Below are 16,597 nucleotides of genomic sequence, written 5' to 3' on the forward strand. Positions count from 1 at the left end.
GGGAAACGTAAGTCTTCTCCGCGGTTGTCTACGACATTCATTGATGTCGATATCTTTAGGATGCCCGGCAGGAGCGGAAATATACCTGAGTTTGAAAAAAAATGAAGAGGGGGCATGTTTCATTTTTCATATGCGGCAGGATTATGTTACGATAATCAATGCTATGGCCGTCATGGCCATGAATCTTGATGTGATGAAACGGGTGAATCGAGCAGTGAGAGTAGTATCCGGAAGTGCAAAAGGCCGACCGCTGAAAAGCGTTCCCGGCATGAGCACCCGTCCGACGACGGATAAAGTGAAGGAAGCGATATTCAGTATGATCGGCCCCTACTTTGACGGGGGAACCGTCCTTGACCTGTTTGCGGGCACGGGCGGCCTTGGCATCGAGGCGTTAAGCCGGGGAATGGATCGTGCTGTTTTTATTGACGTGGAGCAGCGGAGCATTGAGACGATCAAGGATAATCTGAAGGCTGTACGCCTGCAAGAGGCGGCAGAGGTATATCGCAACGATGCGGCAAGAGCGCTTAAGGTGCTGGAGAAGCGGGGCGCGGCATTCGATCTGGTGTTTCTGGACCCTCCCTATAAATTCAAAAATGGGGATGAGCTCATGAATGATATGGCGGAGCGCAAGCTTCTACGCGAGGGAGCCGTTATTGTTCTGGAATATGAGTCGGGCTATGAATATCCGGAGAGCTTCGGCCATTTTCACGGCATGCGAACAGCGAGGTACGGCGAAACCGCCGTCACCATATACAGATACGAAACCGTACAAGGACAAGCTGCCGGTGCGGATGAGGAGGAATCACACGATGACAACCGAGAATAATAGTACATATCGAATTGCCGTTTATCCCGGCAGCTTTGATCCTGTGACGATGGGGCATATGGATATCATTACGAGGGCTTCAAAGCAGTTTGACTTGCTGATCGTGGCCGTTCTAAACAACTTAAGCAAAAACCCGCTGTTTACGGTGGAGGAGCGGAAGGATCTGTTGAGAGAGGCTACGCGTCATCTGCCGAACGTGGAAATCGACAGCTTCCGCGATCTGTTAGCCAATTATGTGCGTCAGCGGAATGCGCAAGTGATCGTCCGCGGGATCCGGACCGTTACGGATTTCGAGTATGAGCTGCAGCTCGCCTCGACCAATCATAAGCTGAATCCCGATGCGGAGACGATCTTCATGATGACCCATCCGAAATATTCCTTTCTCAGCTCAAGTCTGGTTAAAGAGATCGCACACTTCAACGGCGATACGACCGACCTGGTCAGTCCCGAGGTGGATGCGGCTTTGCGCCGTAAATTCAACGCCGCACGCGAACAATAATGGATGAAATCACCCATAGCGCTGCCGCAATCAGCAAGAAAAAGGCAATTTGTGTTTGAAGAACGGACGGAAATCCTGTCCACAGGTTGAAGATATTCCCGTTCTGTCCAGTCTGCGGCGGCTCCGTTCTGAAGGCCGGGACGATGGCGGCAGACAGGCTGCTTGCGGGCTTCCAGCATACCAGCATAACCAAGAATGCGAGCAAGGAATGAACGATTCGCTTCAGGATAAAGTAGCTCCACGAAAGGCCGGCATCCCGCATAAGGGAGAGGCTTTGCAGCTGGGCGCTAATGCCGCTCCAGGCGAGTACGGCGGATAAGACGGCAAGCTGCATGGCGCTGTTCGTAAAGGCGGAGCTGCTGATCGATGCGGATGCAAGGTGGATTTCCAGCAATCCCGAGGTAAAATAAGAAGGAAGCAAGGGCAGCACGTTTTCGGACAGTACCCGGGTAAGCACGGCAAATAACAGGATGAAGCCGCCGGCCATCATTAAGGTTTGGACAGAGCGGGTGACGGAGTCTCCCAGCAGTCTGCCAAAGCTGCGCCCGTCCCGTTTGTGGGCTTCCAATGCAGCCGCAGCGGCTCGCTTTAATAGCGGAACTTGCCGGGCAGGCTTGTTCGGTTTTGCAACATCGTTTCGTCCATGCGGTGTTCTTCTGAAAAAACTGAACAGCCACGCGGCCAGGAGGCCGGTAATCCAGTGCACGATAAGGAGCAGGTACCCCGCCGCTGGCTGATGGAGCAGCCCGGTTCCGATGACAACCAGAATCGTCATCGGATTGCAGAAGTGGGCCATGGCGGCAAGCCTTCCCGCTTCGCCTGGGCCGAGGTCGCCCTGCCTGTGCATGGAGGCGGCGGCTTGAGCGCCGGCCGGAAATCCGGCGGTCATCCCTGTAATGAGCACCCAGCCGCCGCTGCCCGGCAGCTTGAATAGCTTTCGCATGAGCGGATCGAGCAGAACGCCTGCACCATGGGCGAAGCCGTAGGCCATCAATATTTCCACAAGGACAAGAAACGGCAGCAGTGCGGGAAATACGATGTTCCACCATAATTTCAAAGCTTGCAGGGTGGCCTGAAAGGCGGGCTCGGGCGCGCTGACGACGGCCAGCACCAGCAAGAAGGCGGCTGCCCCCAGCAGGACGGTGCTGGCGAATCCGGACTGGGTTTTGGTGGCGTTGCCTTTATTCATAAGGAATCTCCTTTCGACGTAAACATAGCTAGTACAACTTTATGCAAGGGAGACAACCGTCAGACCAATCTTGGCGCGAGGCCCGGATTTAGAAGGCGAGGGAGAATGCGATGAAGAAGACTGTTAAACCGAATGGCTCAAGAATTATACTGTATTTATTGATGGTTGGATTAATGGTGTACCTGGTCGTGTACATGCCGACACCTTATTTGATTTATCAGCCGGGCAGCGCCGAGGAGGTGCGGCCGATGATCCGCGTCGAGAAGAGCGATCCCGAGGAAGAGGGGACGTTCATGATGACGACCGTATCGGCCAGTTATGCGAACCTTGCCTTGCTGATGATGTCGACGTTCAATCCGAATGCCGAGGTTGTGCAAAAGGCTGAAAAGATGGGGGATCAGAGCAAGGAGGAATACGCGGCCACCCAGGTCTATTACATGAACTCCTCCCAATCGTCCGCTATGGAGGCTGCCTATCAGGCAGCCGGCGTTGAATATGCCATTGAGCCGGCCTACGTGTTCGTGATGTCGATCCCTGACGATTCCGCCAATGCGGATCATTTTCGGCCGGGAGACAAACTGATCCGGATTGACGGACAGCCTGCGAAGGACAACGAGAAAATCGCCGCATTGTTAAGCGGCAAGCAAGTCGGAGACAAGGTGTCGGTGGAGCTGGAGCGTGGAGGTAAAACCTTGAAGGAGGATGTGTCTCTCGTCAGCATCAAGGACGAAAAGACGGGAGCGGAGCGCCCGGGTCTTGGGGTCATGATCGCCACCATGCAGAAGGTTGCGCCGAGCAACCCGGATTACGTGATCAACTTTGCGGATACCAACATCGGGGGACCTTCGGCCGGATTGATCTTCACGCTGGAAATTTACAATCAGCTCACGCCGGGCGATTTGAGCAAGGGCTACCGGATCGCCGGAACGGGCACGATCGACAAGTCGGGCAAGGTTGGTCCCATCGGCGGCGTGAAGCACAAAATTGTTGCGGCCGACAGGGAGGGAGCCGAAATCTTCTTCGTGCCGACGAAGAACTACGAGGAAGCCAAGAAGCGGGCCGACCGGATCGGAACGGACATGAAGCTTGTACAAGTCGAGCGCCTGCAGGATGCGCTGGACTATCTGGAGCAGCTGCCGCCTAAAGAGTAAGGGGCGGCAGCCGATAGTCATGGTAGAGGTCGCGGGCGTCCGCATTCGGGTAGGCGTTGGCGTACACGGCGGCTGCTTGAAGGTCGCGCGTAAGCTGGGGATGATCCAGCGAGGCCGGTTTAATGACGACCGGAAGGGAAGCGGTCTTCCTCATCGTTCTCAGCAGTTTTTTTCCAGTCTCATTGAACCCAAGCACACGGATATAGCCCGGGCCACGGACAAGCTCGCCGGGATTCATCCCGGCTTTCTGGTGGTTCAGCATAATATGCACCAGCATGCGCTGCAGCTTGGTACGGGTGTATCGTTTGGTCTTGAGCGAATCCAGCAGCGCATCCACGGAGCTGTTATCGAGCTTGGGGAGCATTCGGCGGATTCGATACTCAAGCCCTTCGGTCACTTCCAGACACTGCGCAAGCTGGGCCGGGGGAGATGTGAGCAAGGTCTGGAACAGCGGCTGGCGGAACCTGTCCCAGTTCATCGGGGCTCTGCCCGATCGGATTTCGCGTTCCAGGATCCGCAGCGTATATTCGGGAATATACGGAGCAGCCGCTTCAATGCCTTGGTTGGCAATGATCCTGCGGACCGCCGTTGCGCTGGCGATGGATCCGGTCCCTGGCTCGGGGTCATGATACTGGGCGCTTTCCCTGGAGATGGTGAAGGGCTCTATGGAGCTCCCTAACCGGTGAAGCGCGATCAGGTAATGCAGCCCTAAGGAATTATTCGGCTTCGTAAGCAGTTCCCGCAGCCCGGCAGCGTCTTCTTCGGAAACGCCAAAGGCGGCGGCAGCCGCGGCGCCGTAGGCGGACGGGAAGCTTAGCCCTTCCGCAAGGCGCTGGTCAAGCTCCGCGCGAAGTCTGTCCGGTTCCCTGGCGAGGATGCGGGAGAGAGGGAGAAGCTGCTCCAGCGTACCGCTCTCCGATCCGAATGACAGGCAGTCCACGACGCCTGTTGCATGAAGGGTGGCGACGGCGCCGTATGCGAACCATTCCGCCGGCTGCACCGCATAGGTGACCGGCAGCTCGAGCACGAGGTCGACCCCCATGGCAAGCGCCATTTCCGTTCGGGCGCGCTTGCTGGCAATGGCGGGCTCGCCGCGCTGGAGGAACGGACCGCTCATGACGGCGACTACCGCATCCGCGCGCGTGATTTTTTTGGATTTATGAAAATGCAGCTCATGGCCGTTATGTAAGGGGTTATATTCAACCACGATTCCAACCGTTTTCACTGTACTTCAACTCCTTGCTTAAGAATATAACATAATTCGATGCCGAAACTGCAAGAATAAACGCATGCGTAAGCGGCGTTGCATGCAGTGCCTGCCGCGGCGCAAAAAAAGGATATCCGCAAGGTTCTTAAAGGTAATCCTGTTGACAAAACTCCGGCTGAATCGGTATAATAATCTTTGTTTGTTTGGAGTGATGGATATGCTTATTCAATTTCGTAAATTGACAACCAGCGATCAACCGTTACAGTTCCATCAAACCGTGGATGTTACGAATGCCGTAAAGGGTCGGAAGGATATCGTCGCCGTTCAGCCGCTGCAAGTGGATTTGAAGGCAGTTCCGTCCGTTGCAGGCTCGGTAGACGTTCGGGGAAGCTTGGAAGCTGAGCTGGAGATGAAATGCTCCCGCTGCTTGAAGCCGGTCAACGAACATCTGCACATCCCTTTTCATGAAGTATTCCAGCAGGTGGAGAATCCTGAATCCATTCAGGACGAAGATGACGACACGACATATGTGCAAGGCGAGAGTGTGGATCTCGCTCCATATGTGGAGGAAGCATTTCTTCTTCAACTGCCGCTAGCTCCGGTATGCAGGGACGACTGCAAGGGACTTTGCCACAATTGCGGCAAAGATCTTAATGAAGGCGCCTGCGATTGCGACACGGAAGTAATTGATCCGAGATTGGCCGGGCTAAAGGACTTCTTTAAATGATGATGGATAGGATACCCGTGAAAGCGGGTTGAACCGATAAGGAGGTGGGAACATGGCAGTACCTCAACGTAGAACGTCCAAAACACGTCGTGACAAGCGTCGTACTCACTTTAAGCTGGCTGTGCCGGGCATGGTGAAATGCGAGCAATGCGGAGAACTGAAGCTTGCTCATCGCGTATGTAAAGTATGCGGAACGTATAAGGCAAGAGAGATCATCAAACAATAGTCTTTTCATAAGTAGTACTTCATCTCTGGTGAGGTGCTATTTTTTTTGTCCCGGTCCTCTTTCTTTTTAACGTGACATCATTTATACTTAACATTAGTACCAGGTTCTAATATTTGCGACTAATTTACATATAGGTTTGAAGTATGGCGGCTATAATAGCGGCAGAAGGAGTTGTTTCGTCATCGATCGTTTATCTAAGAAAGACCGTCACAAGCGGCTGGTCCAGCTGATCGACGAGAATCCCTTTGTTACGGACCGCGAGTTGACGCGCCAGCTTAAAGTCAGCATTCAGACGATTCGCCTGGACCGGATGGAACTCGGCATCCCGGAGCTTCGGGAGCGAATGAAGCAGATGGCCGAGCATTCCTACGATCAGGTTCGCTCGTTGTCGCTTGAGGAAGTCATCGGAGACGTTGTTGACTTGCAATTAGACAAGAGCGGAATATCAATATTCGAAATTCGTGAGGAGCATGTATTCAGCAAAACCCGGATTGCGCGCGGACACTATGTGTTCGCTCAGGCCAATTCACTTGCTGTGGCAGTAATAAACGACGAAATCGCACTGACTTCCTCGGCGGACATCCGATTTTTGAGACAGGTTAAGCTCGGGGAGAAATGCATAGCCAAGGCTTATGTCCGGAACATTGCGGGGCAGAAGGCGAAGGTGGAAGTGTTTACTTATGTCTCCGATGAAATGGTGTTCCAGGGGAATTTCGTAATATACCGATCTGCAGGGGAATGACATAAGTGAAGGAGGAAATAGGCATGAGAATTGTCGTTGATGCGATGGGCGGTGACCATGCGCCGAACAGCAATGTGGAAGGCGCGCTGCTCGCGGCGAAGGAATGGACGGATACGGAGGTTATCCTCGTTGGCGATCAGGCGCGGATCGAAGGTCTGCTGCAGGAGCGTCCCTCCAATCTGAAGATCGTCCATGCCAGTGAGGTCATCGAGGCGGAGGATGAGCCCGTGAAGGCTGTGCGCCGGAAGAAGGATGCCTCGATGGTCGTTGCGGGACGAATGATCCGCGAAGGGGAGGCAGACGCCATGATCTCCGCGGGCAACACGGGCGCCTTGATGACAACGGGGCTGCTCGTCGTCGGCCGGATGAACGGAATCGAGCGCCCGGCGCTGGCACCCATGATTCCGACGCTTGACGGCAAGGGAATGCTTGCGCTGGATCTTGGCGCGAACATGGATTCGAAGCCCGAGCATTTGCAGCAGTACGCGCTAATGGGCAGCCTATACCGCGAGAAGGTGCATGGAATCGCCAAGCCCCGCGTCGGATTGCTCAACGTCGGGACGGAGGCCGGCAAAGGAAACGAGCTGACGAAGCACGCGTACCCTTTGCTTGAGGAGCTGCCGATCCATTTTGTCGGCAACGTGGAATCGCGTGATGTGATGAACGGCGTATGCGATGTGCTGGTGTGCGACGGTTTTGCCGGCAACATATTGCTTAAATCCATTGAAGGAACGGCCGGCGCGCTGTTCTCGCTGCTCAAGGAGCAGTTCGGCAAATCGCTCAAAACCAAGCTCGCCGCCGCGCTCATGATGCCGGAGCTGCGCAGCTTGAAGTCGATGCTGGATTACAAGGAGCACGGCGGGGCTCCGCTTCTCGGTCTTGGCGGCCTCGTTGTGAAGAGCCATGGCTCATCGGATGCGAACGCGGTGAAGAACGGGATCCGCCAGGCGCGCACAGCTTTGCAGAATCAGTTGGTAGAGAGCATTTCGAAGGAAATCAGCGGGAAGTGAGTGAGGATATGAACAAGTTGCGTCCGGTCGGAATTATTGGCACCGGCAAATATGTGCCGGAGAAGATTTTAACTAACCAGGATCTGGAGAAGATGGTGGATACGAGCGATGAGTGGATCGTCTCCCGTACCGGCATCAAGGAGCGTCATGTTGCAGCCGAGCATGAGGCAACATCGGATCTGGCCTATCATGCTGCCGTGAACGCCCTGAAATCGGCGGGCATGCATGCGGAGGATCTGGAGCTGATTATCGTGGCTACCATTACTCCCGACATGTTCTTCCCGTCAACGGCCTGCCTGCTGCAGGATCGTTTAGGCGCCAAGAAGGCGGCGGCATTTGACCTTTCGGCAGCCTGCTCCGGATTTGTATACGGACTGGCTACTGCCACGAATTTCGTGAAAACGGGCATGTACAACAATGCCTTGGTGATCGGTGTAGACTGCCTGTCGCGAATCACGGATTACAGCGATCGGAACACCTGCGTGCTGTTCGGCGACGGAGCCGGCGCAGCGATTGTCGGAGAAGTGCCGGAAGGCCGAGGGTTCCAAGCCTTTGATCTTGGCGCCGAAGGCGCAGGCGGCGCGCATCTGTACATCGAGGCTGGAGGTTCAAGACTGCCGGCATCGGCGGAGACGGTAAATACGAATAAACATTACATTTATATGAACGGACGCGAAGTGTTTAAATTTGCGGTACGGGTCATGGGAAGCGCAACGGAGGCCGTATTGGCCAAGGCGGGGATCGATAAGAAGGACATCGACTTATTCATTCCGCATCAGGCGAATATCCGGATTATCAAATCGGCGATGGAACGGCTTGAGCTTCCTGAAGAAAAGGTTGTCATCAATGTCGACAAGTATGCGAATACGTCAGCCGCATCCGTGCCCCTGGCTCTAGTCGAAGCACAGGAGTCCGGCCGGTTGAAGCCAGGCGATAAAGTGCTCATGGTAGGCTTTGGCGGCGGATTAACCTGGGGCTCGTCCGTACTCATCTGGTGACATCGCACATTTAGCGCGAATGGATCTTCGCGCATGAAGGGAGCCGACGATTGTGGGGAAAACAGCATTTATATTTCCGGGGCAGGGCGCCCAGTCCGTGGGGATGGGACAGGATGCATTCAACGCGGTCCCCTCTGCACGGGACATTTTTCAAACTGCGGATGACAAGCTGGGTTTTTCGCTCAGCTCCATTATTTTCAACGGGCCTGATGAAGAGCTTAAGCAAACGGCGAATACGCAGCCGGCTCTTCTGACGACGAGCATGGCCTATCTGGAAGCGATTCGCGGCAAAGGGATTAAGCCCGACTTTGTCGCAGGCCATTCCCTGGGCGAATACAGCGCGCTTGTATGCGCCGGCGTCCTGACATTCGAAGAAGCGGTTTCGATCGTAAGGGCGCGCGGTGAATATATGGAGGCGGCCGTTCCGGGCGGGCAAGGCTCCATGGCGGCTGTGCTAGGCGCCGAACGTCAGGCGCTGGCCGAGCTGTGCAGCAGCATTACGGCCGACGGGCATGTGGTTGAGCTTGCGAATATGAACTGCCCGGGGCAGATCGTTATTTCCGGCTCCGCCGAGGGCGTCGCTGCCGCGGCGGAACGAGTGAAGGAAGCAGGCGGCAAACGCGCCATTCCGCTTGAAGTAAGCGGGCCCTTCCATTCCTCGCTGATGAAGGATGCAGCCAGCCGGCTTGGAGACAAGCTGGAGACAGCGACCTTCCATTCTCCAGCCGTGCCGGTTGTGGCGAACGTGACGGCCCGTCCGGTGGAGGATGCTTCGGAGATCCGCGGTCTGCTGGTCGAGCAGGTATACTCTCCGGTATTGTGGCAGGACAGCGTTGAATGGATGATCGCGCAAGGCGTCGATACTTTTGTCGAGATTGGTCCGGGCAGCGTGCTTAGCGGACTCATCCGAAAGATTGACAAATCCGTCAAGGTGGTTAATGTGAACAGCCTGGAGAACGCTGAAAAACTCGAATCCTTGATGTGAATTCGAATGAAGAGAGATCCTTTTTGAAAGGAGGTACAGGTATGAATGAGGGACTGAAGGGGCAGACTGCGCTTGTTACGGGTGCTTCCCGCGGCATCGGCCGCAGCATCGCGCTTGCGCTCGCCGATCTTGGCGCTAACGTCGCTGTCAATTATGCAGGGAGTGAAGCTGCCGCTGCGGAAGTCGTGGAAGCGGTCCGCGCGAAAGGCGTATCAGCCATCGCGATTCAATCCAACGTTGGACGGGCTGATGAAGCGGATGCCATGGTGAAGCAGGTATTGGATGCATTTGGTCGAATAGATATCCTTGTGAATAATGCAGGGATTACTAGAGATAATTTAATCATGCGCATGAAGGAAGAGGAATTCGATCAGGTGATTGAGACGAATCTTAAAGGGGTGTTCAACTGCCTGAAGGCGGTAACCCGTCCGATGATGAAGCAGCGCTACGGTCGGATCATCAATATTTCCTCCGTCGTCGGAGCGCTCGGCAATCCGGGCCAGGCCAACTATGTGGCCGCGAAGGCCGGCGTCATCGGTTTGACGAAGTCGGCCGCCCGCGAATTGGCATCACGGGGCATTACCGTGAATGCAGTGGCACCGGGCTTTATCGATACCGACATGACGCGGGAGCTGTCTGAGGATATGAGAGAGGGGCTGCTTGGCGGCATTCCGCTTGCCCGGCTGGGTCAGCCGGAGGAGGTTGCCGGAGTTGTTGCTTTTCTGGCATCCGAAAGCGCCTCTTATATGACCGGCCAGGTGCTTCATGTGGATGGCGGCATGTATATGTAGAAGCCGCTTTCGCAGCCTAGACGCCTAGGGCGTCGAAACTATAACGTTTTCAAATGCCTTCTATGGCAATTTGAAGTCATATCTCGTATAATTACCAAGAGGAGGTGAGCCGGATGTCCGATGTATTGGAACGCGTGAAACGCATCGTTGTCGACCGCCTGGGTGTTGACGAAGCCGACGTGACACTAGAAGCATCTTTCAAAGATGACCTTGGAGCTGATTCTCTCGATGTAGTGGAATTGGTGATGGAATTGGAAGATGAGTTTGATATGGAGATCTCTGATGAAGATGCGGAGAAAATTACGACCGTAGGTGAAGTTGTAAACTACATACAATCTCATACCTAAGTCATAAAGTTAAGTCCCGTTCTTTAGCCAGGCGGGACTTCTCCTCATTCAATCGCCGTATTCATGCAACCAATGATAGATTATTGCTGCGATGTCCCTTCTCGTTGAATCCTTGACCGGATGAAGGGGAGGGACAAGCAGTCCATATAGAGGTGAGCTTGATGAAACGTAGAGTCGTTGTAACAGGAATGGGAGTCATGACAGCTCTCGGTCAGGACTTGGACACATTTTGGAACAGCCTGATGGAAGGAAAATCGGGTGTATCCCGCATTGAATCCTTTGATGTCAGTGAATACACCACGCAGATTGCAGCGTCGATGAAGGACTTCAATCCGGAGGATTACATGGACCGGAAGGAAGCCCGCAAAATGGACCGTTTCGTACAGTTCGCCGTTGCTGCAGGCTCGAAGGCGCTGGAGGACAGCGGGCTCGAGATCGGAAGCAATGTTGATGCAGAGCGTGTCGGCGTGTCGATCGGATCGGGCATCGGCGGTCTCGGTACTTGGGAAGACCAGCATAACATTTTGCTTGAAAAGGGACCGAAGCGCGTCAGCCCGTTCTTCATTCCGATGATGATCGCGAACATGGCTTCCGGTCAAATGTCCATTAACCTTGGAGCCAAAGGCCCGAATACGACACAGGTTACGGCTTGCGCAACCGGGACGCACTCGATCGGGGATTCGTTCCGTTTGATCCAGCGCGGCGATGCGGATGTCATGATTTGCGGCGGAGCTGAGGCTACGATCCGTCCGACCGGCATGGCGGGCTTCTGCGCGATGCGCGCGATGTCGACCCGCAACGATGAGCCGGAGAAGGCAAGCCGGCCGTTTGATACGGGCCGCGACGGATTTGTCATGGGTGAAGGCGCCGGAGTGCTTGTGCTCGAATCGCTGGAGCATGCTCAGGCGCGCGGAGCGAAAATCTATGCCGAGGTCATTGGCTACGGCCTTAGCGCAGACGCTCACCACATTACCGAGCCTGATCCTGACGGAGCGGCACGCTGCATGAAGATGGCGATCCGCGACGCGGGCATCTCGCCGGAGGAAGTGGATTACATTAATGCCCACGGCACGTCGACGCCGGTCGGTGACCGGTCCGAGACCCAAGCCGTCAAGCTTGCGCTCTGCGATCATGCGTATAAAGTGGCGGTAAGCTCCACTAAATCGATGACAGGTCATCTGCTGGGAGCCGCCGGCGGGGTTGAGGCGGTTATTTGCGGTCTGAGCCTGAAGCATCAGCGCATCGCGCCGACGATCAATCTGGAGAATCAGGATCCAGAATGCGATCTCGACTATGTACCAAATCATCCGCGCGAAGCCGATCTGGACGTCGTCATGTCCAACTCCTTCGGGTTCGGCGGTCATAATGCAACGATTATCCTGAAAAAATACGCCGAGTAAGGAGATAGTGTGTTGAGTGGAGATCTGAAGCAGTTACAGCATAAACTCCATATTCAATTTCGAAATGCAATGCTGCTGAAGCAGGCCTTTACCCACGCATCTTATGTAAACGAACACCGCTTCAGTCAGAACCAGGACAATGAACGCCTCGAATTTTTGGGCGATGCGGTTCTGGAGCTGACCGTCAGCGAGTTTCTATACAATCTGTTTCCGGACCGGCCGGAAGGAGAGCTGACCAAGCTTCGGGCTTCCATCGTATGCGAGCCTTCGCTTGTGCAGTTCGCCCTGCGTCTGGATTTCGGACGGTACGTATTGCTCGGCAAGGGAGAGGAAATGACGGGCGGACGTACCCGCCCGGCTCTTCTGGCTGATGTATTCGAATCGTTTGTGGGGGCGCTTTATCTGGATCAAGGACTGGAGGCGGTGCGTCAATTTTTGCACGATCATGTATTTCCTTCAATCACCGTCAATGGCCGTCCGCAGATGAGCGATTATAAGACCGAGCTTCAAGAACTGACGCAGCATCACAGCATGGGTGCGCTGGAATATCGCATCGTCGAGGAGCGTGGACCGGCACATGAGCGGGAGTTTGTCTCAGAGGTATACATGGGAAGCAAATGTCTTGGACGCGGAAGCGGAAGATCCAAGAAGGAAGCCGAGCAGCAAGCGGCGGCGGTAGCGCTCAAGCAGCTGAAGCGCTCGGACGGCTGATGCTTCGCTTTAGGAATAGGACAAACAAAGAGCAAAGAGCAGTCAGGCAGATAACCGGATCCGGATGAAATGACTGTTTTTTGCTCTTTTCGTTGTCCAGCTATCCTGATAGGAGAGTCGACTTTTTTCGGAAGAAAAACTCCGTCCATAGACAGCGGAAAAGCCGATTCTGCTTGTGGTACAATAGCGTAAAGAGGTGATGGGTCGTATATGTTTTTGAAACGGATTGAGCTAGCAGGATTTAAGTCGTTTGCCGATAAAACGGAGATGGAATTCGTGCGCGGCATTACGGCTGTCGTAGGTCCGAATGGCAGCGGCAAGAGCAACATCTCCGACGGGATCCGCTGGGTCCTTGGGGAGCAGAGCGCCAAATCGCTTCGCGGCGGGAAGATGGAGGACATTATTTTTGCCGGCAGCGATGCGCGTAAGGCGGTCAACTATGGCGAAGTATCGCTTACGCTCGACAATGAGGATCATGTGCTTCCGCTTGATTTTCACGAGGTAACGGTGACCAGACGGGTGCACCGAAGCGGCGACAGCGAATATTTCATCAACAGGCAGTCCTGCAGGCTCAAGGATATTACGGAGCTGTTCATGGACACGGGGATCGGCAAGGAAGCCTATTCCATCATTGGACAGGGGCGTATCGAAGAGATCTTAAGCACAAGATCGGAAGACCGCAGGGGCATATTTGAGGAAGCTTCCGGTATTGTTAAATATAAATCGCGCAAAAAAGAATCCGTGCGCAAGCTGGATGAGACGGAGCAGAACCTGCTCCGCATCCACGATCTTGTCACAGAGCTTGAGGATCAGATCGGACCGCTGAAGGAGCAGTCCGAGAAAGCGGTCCGTTACAAGGAGCTCCGCGAGGAGCTGAAGCATAAGGAAATATCGCTGTACGTATACCAAATTGAGCAGATTCATAACGCATGGAGCGAAGCGAATGCAAAGCTCGAGCAGCTGAAGGAAGAGCAGCTTGCCCTGTCAACGGTCGTTTCCGCGCATGATGCCAAGCTGGAGAGCGACCGATCGGCGCTGCGGCAGCTGGAGCAGGAAGTGGAGGACATCCAGAGCCAGCTTCTGCAATACAGCGAGCTGTTCGAGAAGAGCGAGGGGTACGGGGAAGTGCTCAAGGAGCGCCGCCGGAATCTGGAGCGCACGCGGGAGCAGCTGGAGGACAGCCTCCATTCGGGCGATACCCATCTTGCCGAGCGGGTAGGAGAGCTTGAACGCATGAAGAGCAAGCTGTCGGAGCTGAAGCAGGAACTGATTCAGGTTCGGGATCAGCTCTCGGCGGAAGAAGCCAAGCTGGTCGGCGTCACCGGCGGGATCAGCCAGGAGCAGGAGGAGAGCCTGAAAGGCAATTTGCTCGAGCTGATGAACCGGATGGCCCAAGCGCGCAATGAAATCCGTTATGCGGATCAACAGCAGGAAGCGCTGGAGCGCCGGATGAATCGCGCACAGGAGGAATCCGGCAAATGGGAGGCCTTGAAAGAGGATCTGCTTCGCCGCAAGGAGAGCATCGACCGCAGCATCGAACGCTTCGGTAAGGAAATCGCCGATCTGCGCAGCGGGTACATCAGCGAGAGCGAGCGTTACCAGTCGCTGCAGAAGCTGCTCGATGAGACGCAGGGCGCGCTACGGAAATGGGAGCAGAAGCGGGAAGCTCAAATTGCCCGCAGGGATACCATGAAAGAGCTGCAGGATGACTTTGACGGCTTCATGCTGGGCGTTAAGGAAGTGCTGAAGGCATCGCGCAAATCGGTGCTCCAGGGTGTCCATGGGGCGGTGGCGGAGCTGATCCGCGTGCCGGAAAGGCTGGAGCTGGCCATGGAAACGGCGCTCGGAGCATCGGTACAGCATATCGTTATGGATAACGAAGCGGTATCGCGGCAGGCGATCTCCTTCCTGAAGCAGCGGCAGCTAGGACGGGCGACATTTCTGCCGCTGGACGTCATCCGGCCGCGGAATGTCTCCGGATCGGACCGGTCGCTGGCCGAAGGGGAGCCAGGGTTTGTCGGCTTCGGCTCCGAGCTCGTGCAGTACGATCCGCGTTACAGCAACATCGTCGGCAGCTTGCTCGGCAATGTCGTGATTGCCGAGACGCTGGAGCAGGCCAACAAGATTGCAGCGCGGTTCTCCTACCGCTTCCGTGTCGTGACGCTGGAAGGAGATGTCGTCAATGCGGGCGGTTCGATGACCGGCGGAAGCCATCATAAGAAAACGAACAGCCTGCTTGGCCGCAAACGCCAGCTGGAGCAGCTGGATCAAGAGATTACGGAAACCGAGCGCCAGCTGGACAAGCTTCGCCAAGGCATCGAAGGCGTACGAACGCAAATGCTGGAATCTCAGGATAAGCTGGATTCGCTGCGTAAAGCAGGGGACGACAAGCGCATTGAAGAGCAGCAGGCGGCTGGAGACCGGAAGCAGCTGGAGCATGAGCTGCGTCACGTGCTGGAGCAGGCAGAGCTTGCCGGCGAGGAGAAGAGCAGCCAGGAGCAGGAAGCGAAGCAGATTCAGGAGGCGAGAGCCCGCGCGGAGAAGCTCCTGCAGCAGCTGGAGGAAGAGGAGAAGGCGACGCATCAGGCCATTCAAGCGGCGGAATTTGCCCGCAAGGCCAATGAGTCGGCCAAGGAAGAGCTGCAGAGCCAGCTTACGCTGCTCAAAGTCCGTGAGGGCAAGCTGGATCAGGAGACCTTCTCATTGGAGGAGCAGCTGAAGCGGCTGCAATCCGATGTCGATAATCATGAGAAACAACAAAAGCAGAACCGTACGATGCTGGCCTCGGTTCAAGCCGACCTCGAGCAGAATGAGCGCGAAAGCGTCAAGCAGATCGAGAATTTGAACGAGTACAAGCTGAAGAAGGAAGAGGCGGCGCAGCAGCTCGAGTTCAAGCGGGCGGCGCGCACGGCTCTTGGCCGAAAGCTGGAGCTAGCGGAGAGCGAGACAAAGGAGCAGCGCATCCAGCTGAAAGCGGTGGAAGATAAGCTCCGCGAGACCGAAATCGGAGTTAACCGGCTCGATGTGGAGCTGGAGAATATACTTAAGAAATTAAGCGAGGATTACGAGCTCAGCTATGAGCTGGCCAAGCAGCGCTACCCGGTGCCGGAGGACGTGACGTCCGCGCAGCATGAAGTGCGGGATTTGAAGCGCTCCATTGCTGGCCTCGGGGACGTGAACCTCGGCGCGATTGAGGAATACCAGCGCGTCAATGAACGCTATCAGTTCCTCAGCGAACAGAAGGCCGACCTGGTCGAGGCGAAAACGACGCTGTATCAAGTCATCAAAGAAATGGATGATGAGATGTCAAGGCGCTTTAAGCAGACCTTTGATGCGATTCGCCGCGAGTTCGGAACCGTATTTACGAAGCTGTTCGGAGGCGGGCGCGCAGACCTTGTTCTGATCGATCCGGATCGTCTCTTGGAGACGGGTATCGATATCGTCGCGCAGCCGCCGGGCAAGAAGCTGCAAAATCTGCAGCTGCTGTCAGGCGGAGAACGTGCGCTGACCGCCATGGCGCTTCTATTCGCCATTCTGCATGTGAAGCCGGTGCCGTTCTGCGTGCTGGATGAGGTCGAGGCGGCACTGGATGAAGCGAACGTTGTGCGCTTTGCCCAGTATTTGCGCGAGTTTTCCGAGCAGACGCAGTTTATCGTGGTCACTCACCGTAAAGGAACGATGGAAGAAGCGGACGTGCTGTACGGGGTCACGATGGAGGAAGGCGGCGTATCGAAGCTCGTGTCCGTCAAGCTGGAGAATGAAGAAGCGGAAATTGCCTGATAGAACAT

Annotated in this window: 15 protein-coding genes and 1 pseudogene; 14 read left to right on the forward strand and 2 right to left on the reverse strand. The window is 55.3% G+C overall.

Annotated elements, in window-relative coordinates:
* The first annotated feature begins 214 nt into the window (after positions 1-214).
* Positions 215-826, forward strand: coding sequence for a 16S rRNA (guanine(966)-N(2))-methyltransferase RsmD (gene rsmD, locus MKX76_RS03000; protein WP_028406694.1), 612 nt, complete (start codon positions 215-217; stop codon positions 824-826).
* Positions 810-1,325: a pantetheine-phosphate adenylyltransferase gene (gene coaD / locus MKX76_RS03005; protein WP_007132126.1), complete on the forward strand. Its 516-nt coding sequence runs from the start codon at positions 810-812 to the stop codon at positions 1,323-1,325. The genes rsmD and coaD overlap by 17 nt, the downstream gene beginning before the upstream one ends.
* Here the strand turns inward: coaD and MKX76_RS03010 are convergent.
* A complete protein-coding gene (locus tag MKX76_RS03010; RefSeq protein ID WP_007132125.1) occupies positions 1,303-2,514 on the reverse strand; it encodes a nucleoside recognition domain-containing protein in 1,212 nt (403 codons plus the stop codon). The two genes, coaD and MKX76_RS03010, sit on opposite strands and share 23 nt — an antisense overlap.
* 110 nt (positions 2,515-2,624) lie before the next feature.
* Here MKX76_RS03010 and MKX76_RS03015 point away from each other — a divergent pair, with 110 nt between their 5' ends.
* The gene (locus MKX76_RS03015; protein ID WP_007132124.1) at positions 2,625-3,665 is read left to right on the forward strand and encodes a SepM family pheromone-processing serine protease; all 1,041 of its coding nucleotides are present in this window, start codon (positions 2,625-2,627) and stop codon (positions 3,663-3,665) included.
* Here the strand turns inward: MKX76_RS03015 and MKX76_RS03020 are convergent.
* Positions 3,655-4,890, reverse strand: coding sequence for a nucleotidyltransferase (locus tag MKX76_RS03020; protein ID WP_007132123.1), 1,236 nt, complete (start codon positions 4,888-4,890; stop codon positions 3,655-3,657). The genes MKX76_RS03015 and MKX76_RS03020 overlap by 11 nt on opposite strands.
* Before the next feature lie 199 nt (positions 4,891-5,089).
* Between MKX76_RS03020 and MKX76_RS03025 the strand changes: the two genes are divergently transcribed.
* The 11 genes and pseudogenes from MKX76_RS03025 (at position 5,090) to smc (ending at position 16,589) form a co-directional block, all read left to right on the forward strand.
* Positions 5,090-5,599, forward strand: a complete 510-nt coding sequence (locus MKX76_RS03025; RefSeq protein WP_007132122.1) for a YceD family protein — start codon at positions 5,090-5,092, stop codon at positions 5,597-5,599.
* A gap of 52 nt (positions 5,600-5,651) precedes the next feature.
* Positions 5,652-5,825, forward strand: a complete 174-nt coding sequence (gene rpmF / locus MKX76_RS03030) for a 50S ribosomal protein L32 (protein WP_006211382.1) — start codon at positions 5,652-5,654, stop codon at positions 5,823-5,825.
* Positions 5,826-6,006: 181 nt separating this feature from the next.
* Positions 6,007-6,607, forward strand: a pseudogene (fapR, locus tag MKX76_RS03035) (transcription factor FapR).
* Positions 6,591-7,577 carry a phosphate acyltransferase PlsX gene (gene plsX / locus MKX76_RS03040; protein WP_007132120.1) on the forward strand — a complete coding sequence of 329 codons (987 nt, stop codon included), beginning with the start codon at positions 6,591-6,593 and terminating at the stop codon, positions 7,575-7,577. The pseudogene fapR and the gene plsX overlap by 17 nt, the downstream one beginning before the upstream one ends.
* An 8-nt stretch (positions 7,578-7,585) precedes the next feature.
* Positions 7,586-8,575 (forward strand): beta-ketoacyl-ACP synthase III, encoded by a 990-nt coding sequence (locus MKX76_RS03045; protein WP_007132119.1) that lies wholly within the window; start codon positions 7,586-7,588, stop codon positions 8,573-8,575.
* Positions 8,576-8,627: 52 nt separating this feature from the next.
* Positions 8,628-9,560 (forward strand): ACP S-malonyltransferase, encoded by a 933-nt coding sequence (gene fabD, locus MKX76_RS03050; RefSeq protein ID WP_007132118.1) that lies wholly within the window; start codon positions 8,628-8,630, stop codon positions 9,558-9,560.
* 41 nt (positions 9,561-9,601) lie between these two features.
* On the forward strand, positions 9,602-10,351 hold the full coding sequence (gene fabG / locus MKX76_RS03055; protein WP_007132117.1) for a 3-oxoacyl-[acyl-carrier-protein] reductase: 750 nt from the start codon (positions 9,602-9,604) through the stop codon (positions 10,349-10,351).
* A 113-nt stretch (positions 10,352-10,464) separates the two neighbouring features.
* Positions 10,465-10,698, forward strand: a complete 234-nt coding sequence (gene acpP, locus MKX76_RS03060) for an acyl carrier protein (RefSeq protein WP_007132116.1) — start codon at positions 10,465-10,467, stop codon at positions 10,696-10,698.
* Between the two features lie 161 nt (positions 10,699-10,859).
* Positions 10,860-12,098, forward strand: a complete 1,239-nt coding sequence (gene fabF, locus MKX76_RS03065; protein ID WP_341032973.1) for a beta-ketoacyl-ACP synthase II — start codon at positions 10,860-10,862, stop codon at positions 12,096-12,098.
* A gap of 12 nt (positions 12,099-12,110) precedes the next feature.
* Complete coding sequence (rnc, locus tag MKX76_RS03070; RefSeq protein ID WP_028406687.1) at positions 12,111-12,809, forward strand: ribonuclease III; 699 nt, start codon at positions 12,111-12,113, stop codon at positions 12,807-12,809.
* A gap of 210 nt (positions 12,810-13,019) precedes the next feature.
* On the forward strand, positions 13,020-16,589 hold the full coding sequence (gene smc, locus MKX76_RS03075; RefSeq protein WP_007132113.1) for a chromosome segregation protein SMC: 3,570 nt from the start codon (positions 13,020-13,022) through the stop codon (positions 16,587-16,589).
* Positions 16,590-16,597: the final 8 nt, after the last annotated feature.

The organism is Paenibacillus sp. FSL R5-0810 (genome assembly GCF_038002285.1).
Classification (GTDB): domain Bacteria; phylum Bacillota; class Bacilli; order Paenibacillales; family Paenibacillaceae; genus Paenibacillus_AQ; species Paenibacillus_AQ lactis.